Origin of the sequence: Thalassolituus maritimus, from assembly GCF_900156675.1 — a bacterium.
Taxonomy (GTDB): Bacteria; Pseudomonadota; Gammaproteobacteria; order Pseudomonadales; family Oceanobacteraceae; genus Thalassolituus; species Thalassolituus maritimus.
Window position 1 is genome coordinate 220,592 of sequence record NZ_FTOH01000002.1, and the last position, 16,366, is coordinate 236,957.

15 protein-coding genes are annotated in these 16,366 nt (G+C 49.8%); 4 read left to right on the forward strand and 11 right to left on the reverse strand.

Annotation, left to right across the window (positions count from 1 at the left end):
- Positions 1-89 precede the first annotated feature (89 nt).
- A complete protein-coding gene (locus BW941_RS03800) occupies positions 90-3,548 on the forward strand; it encodes an ATP-binding protein (protein WP_076514337.1) in 3,459 nt (1,152 codons plus the stop codon).
- 204 nt (positions 3,549-3,752) lie between these two features.
- Here BW941_RS03800 and BW941_RS03805 read toward each other — a convergent pair whose 3' ends face one another.
- From BW941_RS03805 to BW941_RS03850, 10 genes are all read right to left on the reverse strand, one after another.
- Entirely contained in the window at positions 3,753-4,181 is a 429-nt protein-coding gene (locus tag BW941_RS03805; RefSeq protein WP_076514338.1) for a F0F1 ATP synthase subunit epsilon, read from the reverse strand.
- Positions 4,182-4,241: 60 nt separating this feature from the next.
- Entirely contained in the window at positions 4,242-5,636 is a 1,395-nt protein-coding gene (gene atpD / locus BW941_RS03810; RefSeq protein ID WP_076514339.1) for a F0F1 ATP synthase subunit beta, read from the reverse strand.
- A 40-nt stretch (positions 5,637-5,676) separates the two neighbouring features.
- On the reverse strand, positions 5,677-6,537 hold the full coding sequence (gene atpG, locus BW941_RS03815) for a F0F1 ATP synthase subunit gamma (RefSeq protein ID WP_068435183.1): 861 nt from the start codon (positions 6,535-6,537) through the stop codon (positions 5,677-5,679).
- A gap of 70 nt (positions 6,538-6,607) precedes the next feature.
- Positions 6,608-8,146: a F0F1 ATP synthase subunit alpha gene (atpA, locus tag BW941_RS03820; protein WP_076514340.1), complete on the reverse strand. Its 1,539-nt coding sequence runs from the start codon at positions 8,144-8,146 to the stop codon at positions 6,608-6,610.
- Between the two features lie 15 nt (positions 8,147-8,161).
- Positions 8,162-8,698, reverse strand: coding sequence for a F0F1 ATP synthase subunit delta (locus BW941_RS03825; RefSeq protein ID WP_076514341.1), 537 nt, complete (start codon positions 8,696-8,698; stop codon positions 8,162-8,164).
- 12 nt (positions 8,699-8,710) lie between these two features.
- Complete coding sequence (locus tag BW941_RS03830) at positions 8,711-9,181, reverse strand: F0F1 ATP synthase subunit B (RefSeq protein WP_076514342.1); 471 nt, start codon at positions 9,179-9,181, stop codon at positions 8,711-8,713.
- Positions 9,182-9,232: 51 nt separating this feature from the next.
- Entirely contained in the window at positions 9,233-9,460 is a 228-nt protein-coding gene (gene atpE / locus BW941_RS03835) for a F0F1 ATP synthase subunit C (RefSeq protein ID WP_015488783.1), read from the reverse strand.
- A gap of 52 nt (positions 9,461-9,512) precedes the next feature.
- A complete protein-coding gene (gene atpB, locus BW941_RS03840; protein ID WP_068435191.1) occupies positions 9,513-10,412 on the reverse strand; it encodes a F0F1 ATP synthase subunit A in 900 nt (299 codons plus the stop codon).
- A 23-nt stretch (positions 10,413-10,435) separates the two neighbouring features.
- Positions 10,436-10,804 carry a F0F1 ATP synthase subunit I gene (locus BW941_RS03845; protein ID WP_245820034.1) on the reverse strand — a complete coding sequence of 123 codons (369 nt, stop codon included), beginning with the start codon at positions 10,802-10,804 and terminating at the stop codon, positions 10,436-10,438.
- A gap of 195 nt (positions 10,805-10,999) precedes the next feature.
- A complete protein-coding gene (locus tag BW941_RS03850) occupies positions 11,000-11,287 on the reverse strand; it encodes a hypothetical protein (RefSeq protein ID WP_076514344.1) in 288 nt (95 codons plus the stop codon).
- Positions 11,288-11,480: 193 nt separating this feature from the next.
- Here BW941_RS03850 and BW941_RS03855 point away from each other — a divergent pair, with 193 nt between their 5' ends.
- The 3 genes from BW941_RS03855 to BW941_RS03865 are packed head-to-tail and all read left to right on the forward strand — an operon-like array spanning position 11,481 to position 15,380.
- On the forward strand, positions 11,481-13,535 hold the full coding sequence (locus BW941_RS03855) for a ribonuclease H-like domain-containing protein (RefSeq protein WP_076514345.1): 2,055 nt from the start codon (positions 11,481-11,483) through the stop codon (positions 13,533-13,535).
- Entirely contained in the window at positions 13,520-14,509 is a 990-nt protein-coding gene (locus BW941_RS03860) for an adenylosuccinate synthetase (protein ID WP_076514346.1), read from the forward strand. Before BW941_RS03855 ends, BW941_RS03860 begins: the two co-directional genes overlap by 16 nt.
- A complete protein-coding gene (locus BW941_RS03865) occupies positions 14,502-15,380 on the forward strand; it encodes a dCTP deaminase domain-containing protein (protein ID WP_076514347.1) in 879 nt (292 codons plus the stop codon). Before BW941_RS03860 ends, BW941_RS03865 begins: the two co-directional genes overlap by 8 nt.
- A gap of 32 nt (positions 15,381-15,412) precedes the next feature.
- Here the strand turns inward: BW941_RS03865 and BW941_RS03870 are convergent, their stop codons facing one another.
- On the reverse strand, positions 15,413-16,360 hold the full coding sequence (locus BW941_RS03870; protein WP_076514348.1) for a ParB/RepB/Spo0J family partition protein: 948 nt from the start codon (positions 16,358-16,360) through the stop codon (positions 15,413-15,415).
- Positions 16,361-16,366 lie beyond the last annotated feature (6 nt).

Genomic DNA, 16,366 nt, shown 5'->3' on the forward strand with positions numbered 1-16,366 from the left:
TGTCAGGAGACACACATAGTATCGAGTTGAATATTGGCCTCTTTGAACTAAACCTTGAGAACAGGCCAACGTTCACGAGAGGCAGCCCCATGTTTCTGAGGCACACGAGCAAACAGCAGCAAGCTGCCTATATACGACCACAAACCATGGTACTCGGCCTGCTTCTCTTGCTCACACTCGTGACAGTCGGCCAATACTACTTGTCTGAACAGCGCGTGTTTGATCAGTATCAGCAGGCTTCAGGCGAGCAGCAGAGCGCCATCATCGATGAACTCGCCAAGCAGTTCGAAAGGGACTATCACCAGCTACGCTTCCTTTATGCGACTCCACCCATACATGGCATAGTGCGGTCCTCAGGCAACGGCGGTATCGATCCGCTCGACAATACCCGGCAGGCACAATGGAAAGCCCGTCTGGAAACCATCTTTCAAGCTTACATTGAAAATAACGCTCACGCGTTGCAGGCGCGCTATCTGATCAATGACGGCAACTGGTCGGAAATTATTCGTGTGCAGCGCACCGGCAGCAGCACCCGGGTTGCAAACAGTACCGAACTTCAGGAGAAGCGGGGCCGCGATTACGTTGAAATACTGCCCTATATCCGAGCCAACGACTTCTACCTATCCGATATTGAACTGAATAAAGAATACGGGCGCGTTTCCTATCCACATCAATCAGTTTACCGACTCGTCATGCCGATATATGCGCAAGATGGCCATCTTTTCGGCGCACTGGTTCTTAACTTTGACGCCTATTTCCTGCTGTCTCGTCTCAGTAACCTGGCAGCCAATACAAGCAAAGTGTACCTGTACGATCACGATGGCCATATCCTTGTGTCACCCACATCGGGAGAGGCCTTCAGCTTTGAATTCGCAAACGCCACGCTCTGGAGCGACCTGTACAGCGCAGAGCAAAACTCTATTCACCGCGGTACCGCACTCGTATCAGCAAACAGCGACGGAGCGCACTACTACCTGACGCAGCGCCAGCTGAACATGCCCGGCTCCAATGGTGATCGGTTTATCAAGGTTGCCATAGCGACCCCAACGCGGCTTATCCAGCAACAAACGATCTCAGACACGTTGCGGTTCAGCGCCGCCGCCTTAGTTGTTTCTTTCGTACTGAGTGTGCTGTTCCTGTTCTACCAGCGGCAGGTACGTAAAACCTTAAATCTGAGTGATACCGAAGCACGCTTCCGTGCCATTGTGGATGACTCAACGGATGCCATCATAGGGATGCGCACGGACGGAACCATAACAAGCTGGAACAGCGCTGCAACCAGCATCCTGGGTTATAGCAGCCGCCAGATTGAAAACAGTGACTTTACCGAGACCTTTGCCACTGGCGAGCATCAGGAATGGGTCAAAGAAGTGATCGCCAGCGTTGCTGAAGGTGGTCAACCTGAGACATTACGCGTACCTCTTGTCTCAAAAAATCAGCACACTCTGACCACCCAACTCAGCGTATCACCCATCAAAACGGCCAAGGGAGCGGCCATCGGTGTTTCTGCAATCATTCGGGACATCAGCGAACAGGAACGAGCAGAACAACGAATCCGCGATTTAAACACTAACCTCGAAGCCGTCGTCGAACAGAGAACCGAAGAACTCGAGCAGGCACGAAATATGGCACTGTCCGCAAGCCGCGCCAAGAGCCAGTTTATTGCTAATGTCAGCCATGAAATCCGGACACCTCTTAATGGCATTATTGGTATGCTTCAGTTGATTCGCCGCGGCGAACTCAGAGTTCAGGAAAAGCGGTATCTTGATCTTGCAGATACCAGCTCACAATTATTGGCAGCGATCGTTAATGATGTCCTCGATTTTTCAAAGATCGAAGCAGGAAAACTCGATATTGATAATATCCCCTACGACCTCAATCGCTTGATCTCAGATCTGGTGCTATCCATGTCAGTCCCGGCGTCAGAAAAAGGTCTGGAGATCATTCTCGATGTTTCAGAAGTACAGTCACCTTCGCTTTCCGGTGATGCAAACCGTATCCGCCAAATACTCACCAACCTGATTAATAACGCGATCAAGTTTACGCTGAAAGGGCATATTCTTGTACGGCTGACTACGCAGAATACAAACGCAGAAAGCACCACATTGAGCATCGAAGTAGAGGATACCGGTGTCGGTATAAGCAAAGAAAAACTGCCAACCATTTTCGACGCCTTTGTTCAGGAGGATGCGGCGGTAACAAGAGAATTTGGTGGTACAGGCTTGGGACTCACTATTACCAATAAACTCTGTAAGTTAATGGGTGGCAGACTGGATGTTCAGAGCGAAAAAGGATCAGGCACTAAATTCACAGCCACTTTTGTTCAGAAATTGGCAGTAGGTTCAGAAGCTGAAAAACAAAACCCCGATTTTTCCGGGCTCAACTTCCATGTCATTGACCGCTCCGATGATTCAGCGGCAAACCTGGTAAAACTTCTCAAAAGCTGGGGTGCTCAAGCAATCAGCTCACGTCACCCACGGCCTGATGCGCATATCCGGAAAGGTAGCTACATAATCATTGATGCCACCCTGGCCGAAAACTTCGTACCTCATGAAAACGTCGCTGGAGTCATCATCACCGTGCCTCACGTAAAGCGCACAGAGATCGAACTTCCCGACTTGCATGGAGCCTTCCGTTTATCGAAACCCATTACTCCGGTGCAACTGGAGTATGCGGTTCGCCGATTAAAAACAGGATCTGCTGACGAAAAAAGTTCCAATCTGGAGAGCAGCGGTAAAACTGCCGCCCTGGCAGGGCGAAGAATTCTCGCGGTTGACGACAACCAGATTAACCTGGCGGTAATAGAGGGAATGGTGCGTCACCTTGGCGCTGAAGTCGTTTCCGCCGGAAATGGCGTAGAAGCCATCGATATGCTGCGTCGCTCCGGCCACCTGATTGATCTTATCCTTATGGATTGTCAGATGCCTTCCATGGACGGCTATGAGTGTACTCGCCAGATTCGCGGGGGATATGCCGGCGATAGTGCCTGCAGAATCCCTGTCATCGCAATGACTGCAAGTGCTATGGCAGGAGATCGTGAGAAATGCCTGCTCTCCGGTATGGACGATTATTTAGCCAAACCGATTGATAACGAAGAGCTGCGGAAAGCACTGACTCAATGGATGTCAGCCGTCACCTCTGCCGAATATCAGCCTGTAGAGCAGCTGGTGGTTGAAAAAAGCACTGACCTGGATATATACCCCGTGTGGGATAAGCCAACCGTCATGAAGCTGGTAAGTAATCAGGAAGAGCGACTAGGAAGATTAATTGATGTATTTCATGAAGCCAGTGAAGAAAAAGTCGCTAAATTGAAGAGCGCGCTGGCGCGGACTGATACCGCAGAGGTCGTGTCGCTCGCTAAGTTCCTGCAAGGCTCGTCGGCCAGTGTTGCGGCGACGCGGTTGCAACATATCTGCAAAACCCTGGAAGCCGAAGCCCGCGAGGGGCACATGGATACGCTGAAGAAATATAAGCACATGTTTGAGGATGAATACGACAAGCTGGAAGAAGCGTTCAGCGAGTTTCTGAGCAAGCGCAATCAGGCGTGAAACAGACAATGGTCGAGAAATGATTGGTAGTAAACTAAAAGACCACCAAAAAGCCCCGCCGTTACGGCTTTTATAGTCGGATAAACTCAGTGCTTACCAAGCTTCTCACGGATCTGATGACCACTGTACGCCGGTCGCAGCTCAGCTGCGTTCAGCAGACATAAAAAAACCCGCCGGAGCGGGTTCTTTCTGATCCGATAAAACTTAGTGCTTACCAAGCTTCTCACGGATCTGCTGAATCGTACGCAGCTGTGCTGCCGCTTCAGCGAGCTGAGACATAGCGCGGGAGTAATCAAAGTCTGCACCCTGATTTTCCATCGCTTGTTCAGCGTGTTTTTTCGCCTCCAGTGCCGCGGCTTCATCGATGTCGTTTGCACGAACAGCGGTATCGGCCAGGATGGACACTGAATTTGGCTGTACTTCGAGATAGCCGCCAGAGACGTAGACAATCTCTTCTTCGCCGCCTTGCTTAACAATGCGGACAGGGCCCGGCTTGAGCGGAGTCAGCAGGGCTGCGTGGCCAGGTTCAACACCCAGGTCACCCAAAGCACCAGCCGCGATTACTCGCTCGACCAGACCAGAGAAGAGGTTCTCTTCAGCGCTGACGATATCGCAGTGGACGGTCATTGCCATGTTCTATTCCTCTGTTCAGAGGAGGCAGAGCGCTGCACAAGTACAGCGCCTGCCCGCCCATTACATGTTGTTGGCTTTCTCGATGGCTTCGTCGATAGTACCGACCATGTAGAACGCTTGTTCTGGCAGGTTATCGTAGTCGCCATTCAGAATACCCGAGAAACCACGGATGGTTTCTTTCAGAGACACGTACTTACCAGGCGCACCTGTGAAGATCTCTGCCACGTGGAATGGCTGAGACAGGAAACGCTCGATCTTACGTGCACGGGCAACCAGCTGCTTATCTTCGTCGGACAGTTCGTCCATACCCAGAATCGCGATGATGTCTTTCAGCTCTTTGTAGCGCTGCAGTACACCCTGAACGCCACGAGCGATTTCGTAGTGTTCGTTACCGATAACCAGTGGGTCCAGCTGACGAGAGGTGGAATCCAGTGGATCGATCGCTGGGTAAATACCTTTAGACGCGATGTCACGTGACAGTACAACAGTAGAGTCAAGGTGCGCGAAGGTCGTTGCTGGAGATGGGTCAGTCAAGTCATCCGCAGGTACGTATACCGCCTGGATCGAGGTGATCGAGCCAGTCTTAGTAGAAGTAATACGCTCCTGAAGAACACCCATCTCTTCTGCCAGTGTAGGCTGGTAACCTACCGCAGATGGCATACGACCCAGCAGTGCAGATACCTCAGTACCAGCAAGGGTGTAACGATAGATGTTATCAACGAACAGCAGTACGTCTTTGCCTTCGTCACGGAACTTCTCAGCCATGGTCAGACCAGTCAGTGCTACACGCAGACGGTTGCCTGGTGGCTCATTCATCTGGCCGTATACCATTGCTACTTTAGACTGTGCTTTGTCGTCCAGGTTTACAACGCCAGACTCAGCCATCTCGTAGTAGAAGTCGTTACCTTCACGAGTACGCTCACCAACACCCGCGAATACAGACAGACCGGAGTGTGCCTTCGCAATGTTGTTGATCAGCTCCATCATGTTTACGGTTTTACCAACACCGGCACCACCGAACAGACCGACTTTACCACCCTTAGCGAATGGGCAGATGAGGTCAATAACCTTGATGCCGGTTTCCAGCAGGTCAGTGCTGTTCGCCTGCTCATCAAAAGATGGGGCATCACGGTGAATTTCGTAACGCTCTTCTTCGCCGATCTCACCACATTCATCGATCGGGCGACCGAGAACGTCCATGATACGACCCAGAGTTGCATTACCAACTGGTACACGGATAGGTGCACCAGTGCTAGTTACTGGAAGGCCACGCTTAAGACCTTCAGTGGAGCCCATCGCAATAGTACGGACAACACCGTCGCCCAGCTGCTGCTGAACTTCGAGGGTGGTCTCAGTACCATCTACGGTCAGGGCGTCGTAGACCTTAGGTACATCTTCGCGTGGGTATTCCACGTCGATGACGGCACCGATGATCTGTACGATACGTCCGCTCATTTTCGGTTCCTCTTAACTTAAAACCTGTTCGTTGCCCGGCTTATACAGCCGCGGCACCGCTGACGATTTCTGAAATTTCCTGAGTAATAGCCGCCTGACGAGCCTTGTTATACAGCAAGTTCAGCTCGGTGATCATGTTGCCGGCGTTATCGGTGGCGTTTTTCATCGCCAGCATACGCGCAGCCTGCTCACAGGCATTGTTTTCTACTACACCCTGGTAGACCTGAGATTCTACGTAACGCACCAGCAGACCTTCGAGGATCTCTTTGGCGTCTGGTTCGTAGATGTAATCCCAGTGACCTTTCAGTTCTTCGTCCTTTTGTGCCTTGAGTGGCAATAACTGCACCGCTTCAGGCGATTGGGTCATGGTGTTCACGAAACGGTTGTAGATGATGTACAGGCGATCGATCTTACCTTCATCGAACGCTTCCAACATCACTTTAACCGCACCGATCAGGCTGGCCAGCTCTGGAGCGTCACCCAGATGAGACTGGGAGGCGACAACATTGCCACCGAAGCTGTTAAAGAAGAGAGATGCTTTTGAACCGATTGCACAGTAATCGACTTCAACACCCTTTTCTTTCCACTCTCCGGCTTGCTGGGCGAGGCGCTTGAACATGTTGTTGTTCAGGCCACCACACAGGCCACGGTCGGAAGACACCACGATATAGCCAACACGCTTGACGTCGCGGTCCTGCAGATAACGATGACGGTATTCAGAAGTCGCATTGGCCAGGTGACCGATCACATCACGGATTTTATCCGCGTATGGACGGCTCTGTTCCATGCGCTGCTGAGCACGACGCATCTTACTCACAGCAACTTTTTCCATTGCTGAGGTAATTTTCTGCGTGCTTTGTACGCTCGAAATCTGCTCTTTAATTTCTTTACCGACTGCCATAATGCAACCTTGTTAGCTGAGTGAATCCAGCTGGCGGTGATTCCCTTTCAGGAGGCCGCCAGCACCGGACTTACCAGGTCTGAGTGCTCTTGAACTTCTCAATACACTCTTTCAGACCTGCCGCGATCTCGTCATTGAAGTCGCCCTTCACGTTGATCTTCGCCATCAGTTCAGCGTATTCGCTGTTGGCGTAGCTCAGCAGAGCAGCTTCGAATGCCTGGATCTTGGCCACTTCAACGTCTTCAAGGAAGCCTTCAGTAGCAGCGAAAATCGACAGACCCATGTCCGCAGTAGACATTGGAGCGTACTGACCCTGTTTCATCAGTTCAGTAACGGCTTTACCGTGCTCCAGCTGCTTACGGGTAGCTTCATCAAGATCAGAAGCAAACTGAGCGAATGCCGCCAGTTCACGGTACTGAGCCAGCGCCAGACGGATACCACCGCCGAGCTTCTTGATGATCTTGGTCTGTGCAGCACCACCTACACGGGATACAGAGATACCCGCGTTCATCGCCGGACGGATACCGGAGTTGAACAGGTTGGTTTCCAGGAAGATCTGACCATCGGTAATGGAGATCACGTTCGTAGGTACGAACGCAGATACGTCACCACCCTGGGTTTCAATGATCGGCAGAGCCGTCAGTGAACCAGTCTTACCTTCAACACCGCTGACCTGCTTAACGTAGTCAGCGTTTACGCGACATGCGCGCTCAAGCAGACGTGAGTGCAGGTAGAATACGTCACCTGGGTATGCTTCACGGCCCGGTGGGCGCTTCAGCAGCAGGGAGATCTGACGGTAAGCCCAAGCTTGTTTCGTCAGGTCATCGTATACGATCAGAGCGTCTTCACCGTTGTCCAGGAAGTACTCACCCATCGCACAACCACCGTATGGAGCCAGGAACTGCATTGCTGCAGGATCAGCGGCGCCAGCGGCTACGATAATGGTGTGCTCCAGGGCACCGTGCTCTTCCAGCTTACGTACAACGTTAGCGATAGAAGACTGCTTCTGACCTACGGCAACGTAGATACATTTAACGCCAGTACCTTTCTGGTTGATGATGGCATCGATCGCCATCGCCGTTTTACCAGTCTGACGGTCACCAATGATCAGCTCACGCTGACCACGACCAACCGGTACCATGGAGTCAACAGCTTTGTAACCAGTCTGCAGAGGCTGATCAACACCCTGACGTGCAATTACGCCCGGTGCAACGCGCTCAACAGGAGCGGTGGTATCAGTCTCAATAGGACCTTTACCATCGATTGGGTTACCCAGTGCGTCAACCACACGACCCAGCAATGCTTTGCCAGTAGGTACTTCAAGAATACGGCCAGTACACTTCGCAGTCTGACCTTCAGCCAGACCTTTGTAGTCACCCAGAACAACAGCACCAACAGAGTCACGCTCCAGGTTCATTGCCAGGCCGAATACGCCGCCTTCAAATTCAATCATCTCACCGTACATAGCGTCGGCAAGACCGTGGATTCGAACGATACCGTCGGATACAGATACGACGGTGCCCTCGTTCTGGGCTTGAGAAGTAACATCAAGGCTTTCAATACGCTTCTTGATTACTTCACTGATCTCAGATGGATTCAGTTGCTGCATGAATCGTCCCTCAAACTAGGATTTCATCGCTTCGGCTAACTTTGACAGTTTGCCAGTTAAGCTACCGTCTATAACCAAGTCCCCGGCACGGATAATGGCGCCACCGATGAGAGACTCATCGACTTCGCTGGTTACCCGTACGTCACATTGCAATTTGGCTTTTAAGGCAGCTGCCAGTTTCTCTGCCTGGGCATCGCTCAGCTCGTATGCTGAAGTGACGACAACATCCACTGCGTTCTGCAGTTTTGCCTTCAGTTCTTCATAGAGTTCAGCGATTTCAGGCAGTAATGCCAAACGCTTGTTTTCGGCCAATACGGCCACCAGGTTTTTGGCTGCTTCGTTCAGCTTGTCGCCACATACGTCAATAAGTGCCTGTGCCTGCTGTTCAGACGTCAGGGAAGGATGCACCAGTACCTTCGCCAGATCGGCGTCGGCTGCGAAAGCCGACAGGACTGCCAGGTCATCAGACCAGGCGTCCAGTGCACTCTTCTCACTTGCTTCAGCAAACACTGCCTTTGCGTATGGCCGAGCGAGAGTTGTTAATTCAGCCATGGAAAACCTCGCTTAGAGCTCTTTGGCCAGTGTATCCAGCAGCTCGTCGTGAGCTGATGCATCTACTGATTTGCCAAGGATTTTCGCTGCACCGGCTACTGCCAGTTCAGACACCTGCTTACGCAGAGCTTCTTTAGCGCGGTTTGCCTCTTGCTCAACTTCAGCTTGAGCAGCAGCTACGATGCGCTCACCTTCGGAACGAGCATTATCTTTTGCTTCGTCCACGATCTGGTTAGCACGCTTGTTCGCCTGTTCGATGATTTCAGCAGCTTTCTCTTTTGCTTCACGCAGCTGGTCCGCGGCTTCTTTCTGAGCCAGTTCCAGATCACGTGCAGCGCGGTTAGCTGCGTCCAGACCATCGGCAATTTTCTTTTCGCGTTCTTGCATAGCCGTCAGCAGGTGAGGCCATACAAACTTCATGCAGAACCACACGAAGACGCCAAAAGTGATGATCTGGCCGATCAGAGTCAAATTTAAGTTCACGCCAGAGCCCTCATGTTCGTTGATTAAGGAAGTTCGTTAAGAAATGAACCCTTAAGCTGCGAACATCAGGTACAGGCCCAGACCAACGCCGATCATAGGTACGGCGTCAAGCAGACCAGCGATCAGGAACATTTTACCCTGAAGCATTGGACCCAGTTCAGGCTGGCGAGCAGTACCTTCCAGCAGACGACCACCCAGCAGACCAAAACCGATAGCTGTACCCAGAGCACCCAGACCAATCATCAGAGCCGCAGCCAGGAATACCAGACCTTGTTCCATAATTTTCTCCAAATAGAAGTTAAGTTAGTTAAGTGAATTTAAGGTTTAAAAATTAATGATCTTCGTGCGCCATGCTCAGATACACGATGGTCAACATCATGAAAATGAACGCTTGCAGTGTGATCACCAAAATGTGGAATACCGCCCACGCCCACTGCAGAACACCAGCCATCAGGCCCAGTGCAATGCCCGCAGAGAACATCAGTGCGATAAGAATAAAGATCATCTCGCCGGCGTACATGTTTCCGAACAGACGCAGACCCAGAGAGATAGGCTTAGCGATCAGGGCAACGATCTCCAGGAAGAAGTTCACTGGGATGAAGATGGCCTGAACGACAGGATTTTTAGCGCTGAATGGCTGCAGCGTCAGCTCAGCAACAAAGCCGCCGATGCCCTTGATCTTGATCGAGTAGAAGATCATCAGAGCGAATACGAAGATTGCCATACCCAGCGTGACGTTAACGTCCGTCGACGGTACGACCTTCATGTAATCGATACCCACGGCCATGGCCAGAGTAGGCAGAACGTCAACCGGGATAAGGTCCATGAAGTTCATCATGAAGACCCAGGTAAAGATGGTCAGAGCCAGCGGTGCGACGAGCGCGCTGCGGCCGTGGAAAGATTCTTTTACAGTGTTGTCGATGAACTCAACAATCATTTCAACGAAGTTCAGGAAGCCGCTTGGCACGCCTGTGGTCGCTTTCTTAGCCATGCGCCAGAACAGGAACATGATCAGGGCGCCCAGACCAAAAGACCAGCCCAGTGAATCAACATGAACCGCGTTGAAACCCATTGCAGACGCTTCAGCGCCGCCGTGAGCGAAAGTCCAGGTTGCTTCAGTCAGCTCAGTAGTTGTGCCGTCTTCGTTTTCACGAACGTAGCCCGCTGGCAGCTTGCCATAGGTCAGGTTCGTAAGGTGGTGCGAAATATACTCTTGGGAGTTACCAGCCATCGTACACTCTCAGATTTTAAGGTTTATAAATTGGCGATTCTTGCTGAAGCAATGTGCCCCAGCTGCACTGTTATGAAACCAGCAAACAGTGCCAGAACATTCAGAGGCTCAACGCGTTGGAAGATGACACCAAAACACAACGCCGTGAGCACAAATTTCCAGGATTCACCCTGGTAAAACGATTGCACCACCTGAGTGGCTGCCCTTGCACCTGTGTAGCGGAACGCTCGCCAGATAAAGTAGGCATTCGGGAGGGCGCATGTCAGTCCTCCGAGCAATGCCGATTTGGCGGCCACATCGCTGTGAATCCAGGCCAGAGCTGCAACTATCAGGGTCAGGACCAGCTGTAAAATAATGATCCTGTAAACCGGTGGACGCGGTATCGAAGACAACCTGTGCTCCACTTCTTTGATGCTGAATTTGCAACGCTCTGTTTGAGCAACCCATTTTCAGGGCGCGAGGATTATAGGGGCTACGGCCCCGCGCATCAACAGCAAGCGGGCCGAATCAATGAGATATTTGTAAGACAGGGCCGACATGGCCGCAGATGATGGGCTGACTGCTGAAATCAACCCCTATAACCGCAGTTAACGAGGGGTGATCTGCACAGAAACCCCTTTCGACGGTAAGGGTATTGAGGTAGGAACAGACCCCGGAGTCACTACCGGAAGCTCACTGCGCACATCTGGCTTCGGCGCTGCGCCGGTTTCCGACTCTTCTTTACCGGTTTCTTCATTCGTTCTCTGTTGTTCCAGACCGGTAAGGTAGTCGACCCGGGTGTTACTCAGAGAGGAATCATCGAGCATCATCATGGGGCGTGGTGTCGCCACCACGGTCGCCGAAAGCAGCAGGGCGCTGCACATCAGAATTTTCATAGGAAAGTCCTCTGTTACTAACAAGTCTAGTAAGCAAAGGCTCGCCTGCAGGGAAGTGTCAGTTAAGGCATGCTCGGTACGCAACCAGACCACATCATGAAATTATCCAGGCTGCCAACCTATTAAGCTCCTATGGTCATCAGGGCAACCATAAATTATCATTCACCCATTGAAAACTAGGACATAAAACAAGATGCTGAAGTCGACGTTTTCACATCTGCCCGGCAAGAGTGCTAAAACAGAACAGAAGCTATGGGCAAGAAACATACTCACTTGGGAAGATTATATAGCTGACTCCACCTCTCAGTATGATCTTTTCAATACAAGTGAACCTTCAATAAAGGCTAGCCTCGACGCCTACCGACGCCAAGATACCGACTATTTCGCACGCCTTATAAAGAAGCAGGACCTCTACCGCATAGCGTTAACCTTCCCTTCTGACACTCTCTTTCTGGATATTGAAACAACAGGCCTTAGCCTGTACTACGACCACATTACTTTAGTCGGATGGAGTCTAAATGGTAAATATGGAGCGTGGATCAACGGCCAACCAGAGGATGCTTTACTCCAAGAGATTTCTAGAGCAAAAGCAATCGTAACGTTCAATGGGACACTCTTCGACCTAAAGTTTCTTAAAAAGCGATTCCCCGACATCAACCTCCCGGAAGCTCACGTTGACTTACGCTATCTCGCCAAACGCGCCGGCCTAACGGGTGGGCAAAAATCCATCGAGGAACAGTTAGGTTTTAACCGTCCGGTCGAAGTAGAAGCCCTCAGAGGAGATAACGCCCCTGTACTGTGGCACGAGTACCGAAGGGGAGATATATCGGCGTTGAAGGATCTCCTCTTATATAACTACTGCGATGTAGAGGGCATGCGATACATCCTCGACAAAGTCGTTAAACTCTTATGTAAATCGAAGGAAATTCCAGAGGCAGCGTTCAATGGACCGTACTTTAGCCAACAAAGCGAATACAAATTTGTTGTTGGTAGTAAATCTTGTACCCCCTACACAATAGCTTTAGAAAAGTTCTCAGGCAATTCCAAGCCTTTGGTCACCTACAGTGAAATTAACCATAACGGCGCGCTTGATACGCTTGTTGTGCTAGGTATAGATCTAGTCTCGAGTGAAGAACGAGAATCTGGTGTGTGTAGACTCGTTGGGAATAGAGCAGAAACATTGCGTTTGAAAACTGATGACGAGCTCATCAGTTTTGCTATTCAAAGTAAAGCCAAAGTAATTTCCATTGATTCACCACTTTCAATACCAGAGGGGCGTACTTCATTTTTCGACGATGATCCTATGCGCAAAAAATATGGGATAACTCGACTGTGCGAAAGAATTCTCAAAAAAAGGGGCGTAAACAGCTACCCTTGTTTGATTCAAAGTATGCAGAAGTTAACCCAAAGGGGCATGATACTGGCGAGTAAGCTTCGAAAGTTAGGCTTTTCGGTAATTGAAAGTTATCCCGGTGCCGCACAAGACATCATGAATATTCCGCGCAAACAGAGCGGTCTCAAGTACCTTACGACAGGGTTAAACGAATTTGGTATTGAGGGAGACTTTGTAAAAAGTTTAGTAACACACGATGAGTTGGACGCAATAACTTCCGCAGTCGTGGCGCACTTCTACTGGTCCGGAAACTTTGAAGGCCTAGGCAACGCTGCAGAAGACTACATGATTATCCCATCATTAGAGGTTAATAACTCGGCATGGATCAATCGCATAGTATTTCTACTGAGTGGCAGATCAGGTACTGGTAAAACAACAATTGCTCAATACCTTGAAAATAAAGGGTTTAAAGTGTCTTCATTCAGCGGAACGGTACGCTCGCGACTAGGCAGTAACGCTGTCACCCGCCATATGCTCATTGATGAAGGAGCTCGGATTCAAAACTCTCCTGGAGAGCAGCGTACATTGGCAAAAGAGGTGACTGCGCAAGTTGAACACGCACAAAGTGGAGTGATTGAAGGAGCTAGGTATGCAGAGGATGTCGCAACGGCGAGGGAAATACTTGGGCCAGCAATAGTTCACGTCCACTTAGCCGTAGATGAAGATGAAAGAACCCTTAGAATATTGAAACGAGATGGGAATCAAGCAGCCCATAGGAGTGATAAGCTCTGTGAGGATCATATCGATAGGCTCATTGAGCTATCTGACGAAGTGATAGACAATAGCGCCTCAATCAGTCAACTTTATACTCAAGTCGATTTACTTCTTGAGAGGTATAAATGCCAGTATCAATAGTGGTCGGAGGTCAATTTGGCTCCGAAGGTAAAGGTAAAACATCGGCCTATTTTGCGGAACAACACCAAGCGAAATACGTGATCAGAGTTGGAGGTACCAACTCTGGACATACCGTTTACTGTAAAGCAGGGAATAAATACGCATTGCGTCAACTCCCTACCGCCTCAATTAATAGTTTTTCTAACTGTATATTACCTGCAGGCTCCTATATTGACCTGAAAATCTTAAAAGAAGAAATAGACTCTACAGGCATCAGTACAGATCGAGTACTCATCGATCCAATGAGCGTTATTATTTCAGATGCCAATTTAAAAGAAGAGAAAGATGACGGACTAATAGAAAATATAGGATCTACTGGCAGCGGCACAGGCGCAGCAGTGAGATCCCGTATTTCGAGAACTGGGCAATGTATCTTTGCCAAAGACATTCCAGAACTAAAGATATTCTTGTGCGATACCAAAAAGGTATTGCGCGACGCACTCAATAAGAATGAACGAGTTATAATAGAGGGTACGCAAGGTTACGGATTATCCTTATATCATTCAGAGTTTTATCCTAATACTACATCCCGTGATACAACTGCTGCCGGATTCCTTTCGGAAGCAGGACTGAGTCCTCTAGATGTCGATGAGGTAGTTATGGTCATTCGGACATACCCCATTAGAGTTGCTGGTAATTCAGGGCCACTCCCAAATGAATTAACTTGGGAGGAGTTATCCGATTCACTGAATCTCAAAAATAGAATCTATGAACACACAACTGCCACGAATAAGTTAAGGCGTGTTGCAAGGTTCGATTCCGATATCGTTAAAAAAGCAATAGATGCCAACAACCCAACTTCAATTGTTTTAAACCATATTGATTATATTCCAGACCAATCTAGGCAAATTTTCATATCTAAACTGGAGTCTCAAATAAACAGAAAGATTGACTACATTGGTAACTCAGCCGAGAGTATCCTTCGCTATGAGTAGTGGCCTGAAGTTTTTCCAAGAAAAAGTAAACAATGGTCAAGATCCATTTCCTCGAATCCCGCCTGCATTGCTAAACTCAAGTGACATTCAGAAGTATGTTCACGTGACATCGATGATCGCTCCTTTTGACTCTCAACATTTAAAGGGTGCATCTTACGAAGCTAAGATTGGCAATGAAGTTATATACTGGGATATTGACACAAAAAAGAAAATCAAAATATCTTTGGAAAGTAAAGGGGACTACTTTACTCTTCCACCAAACTCAATAGCGTACGTTCAGATTCAGGAGGAATTTGACCTGCCACCCTATATAGCACTACGATTCAATTTAAAGATCAAGCACGTATACAGAGGATTACTATTAGGGACAGGCCCTTTAATTGATCCAGGTTACAAGGGTAAGATTAACATTCCTCTCCATAACCTAACCGCAAACTCCTACCAATTTGAGTTCAATGAAGGATTAATATGGATTGAATTCACAAAGCTCAGCCCTCATCCCAAGTGGGACCAGTCAGTTGAAAATTACAATGAACCATCAGAGTTCCCGCTAAAAGAGATAGCTAGTGACAAGACTAAAAAATCGATGGAGTACTTCTTAAGCAGAGCTCATAAGGGGAGTATTATAAGTTCAATTCCTGACACGTTTAGGGCAGCCGAAGAAAAAGCTAATAATGCGGAAAGCACGTTAAAAAGGCTCTATCGAGTCGCAGTTGTCTCTGTTATTGGCGTAGGAGTGGCTATCTGTTCCTTAATCTACCAGGGCTATAGCCTCCAGCATCAAATATTTGACAAGCTGAGGAATGAGATAATAGCGTTGGAAAAGGAGGTTGAGCAGTTGCGAAATACCTCCAGTAAAACCAATGAATAAACGCTCGGTTGAGTAAGAACACCCATTTAAAATTACTTAATGTGATCAAGAATACCGTCCAGCTCATCAAGGCTGGTGTAATTGATCACCAGCTTGCCTTTGCCTTTCGCTGAGTGCTGAATTGCCACTTTTGCCCCAAGGCGTTCGCCTAACATGCGTTCGAGACGCTGAATGTCCGGATTCACCGGCTGCTTACTGTCGGCTTTCTGTTCTTTGCCATCCAACAGGTTACGCACCAGCGCCTCGGTCTGGCGCACGGTCAGAGCACGGGCCACAACATCGGCTGCAGCGCTGCTCTGTTGCTCAACGGGCAAACCAAGCAGCGCTCGGGCGTGACCCATTTCGATATCACCGTGCTCAAGTAATACTTTGACGTCGTCGTTGAGATTCATCAGGCGCAGCAGGTTGGCCACTGTCGCACGGTTTTTGCCCACGGCTTCTGCCACTTCCATCTGAGTCAGTTCAAACTCATGCTGCAGGCGATGCAACGCCATAGCCTCTTCCATCGGATTGAGGTTTTCACGCTGGATGTTCTCAATAAGCGCCATGGCGATGGCTGCTTCATCGGGTACGTCACGGATCAGCGCCGGAACCCTATCCAACTGCGCCAGCTGACTCGCGCGCCAGCGACGTTCACCGGCGATAATTTCGAAACGATCAGTCTGCCCAGGCAGCGGGCGCACAACGATCGGTTGCATCAGGCCCTGCGCCTTAATAGAGGCGGCCAGCTCTTCCAGTGCTTCTGGCTGGATATCACGGCGTGGCTGATAGCGACCCGGCTGAATCCACTCGACCGGAAGGTGGCGCAACTCACTCTGGGCAGAAGAGCTGCCTGTTAGTGAGCCGGCTTCGCTGTTTTCAGCGGTGCCGACCTGCTCGTCTACTTCTACCGAGTCACTGACAGGGACTGCCGCACTGTTGGAGCTTGCCAGCAGGGCATCGAGACCACGGCCTAAGCCACGTTTTTTCTTTGTTGCCATCTATCG

Coding starts and splice junctions, on each gene's coding strand:
- atpD (WP_076514339.1), bottom strand. CDS start 5,636: ATGAGCGGACGTATCGTACAGATCATCGGTGCCGTCATCGACGTGGAA.
- BW941_RS03825 (WP_076514341.1), bottom strand. CDS start 8,698: ATGGCTGAATTAACAACTCTCGCTCGGCCATACGCAAAGGCAGTGTTT.
- BW941_RS03865 (WP_076514347.1), top strand. CDS start 14,502: ATGAGTAGTGGCCTGAAGTTTTTCCAAGAAAAAGTAAACAATGGTCAA.
- atpE (WP_015488783.1), bottom strand. CDS start 9,460: ATGGAACAAGGTCTGGTATTCCTGGCTGCGGCTCTGATGATTGGTCTG.
- atpG (WP_068435183.1), bottom strand. CDS start 6,537: ATGGCAGTCGGTAAAGAAATTAAAGAGCAGATTTCGAGCGTACAAAGC.
- atpB (WP_068435191.1), bottom strand. CDS start 10,412: ATGGCTGGTAACTCCCAAGAGTATATTTCGCACCACCTTACGAACCTG.
- atpA (WP_076514340.1), bottom strand. CDS start 8,146: ATGCAGCAACTGAATCCATCTGAGATCAGTGAAGTAATCAAGAAGCGT.
- BW941_RS03800 (WP_076514337.1), top strand. CDS start 90: ATGTTTCTGAGGCACACGAGCAAACAGCAGCAAGCTGCCTATATACGA.
- BW941_RS03855 (WP_076514345.1), top strand. CDS start 11,481: ATGCTGAAGTCGACGTTTTCACATCTGCCCGGCAAGAGTGCTAAAACA.
- BW941_RS03805 (WP_076514338.1), bottom strand. CDS start 4,181: ATGGCAATGACCGTCCACTGCGATATCGTCAGCGCTGAAGAGAACCTC.
- BW941_RS03870 (WP_076514348.1), bottom strand. CDS start 16,360: ATGGCAACAAAGAAAAAACGTGGCTTAGGCCGTGGTCTCGATGCCCTG.
- BW941_RS03850 (WP_076514344.1), bottom strand. CDS start 11,287: ATGAAAATTCTGATGTGCAGCGCCCTGCTGCTTTCGGCGACCGTGGTG.
- BW941_RS03860 (WP_076514346.1), top strand. CDS start 13,520: ATGCCAGTATCAATAGTGGTCGGAGGTCAATTTGGCTCCGAAGGTAAA.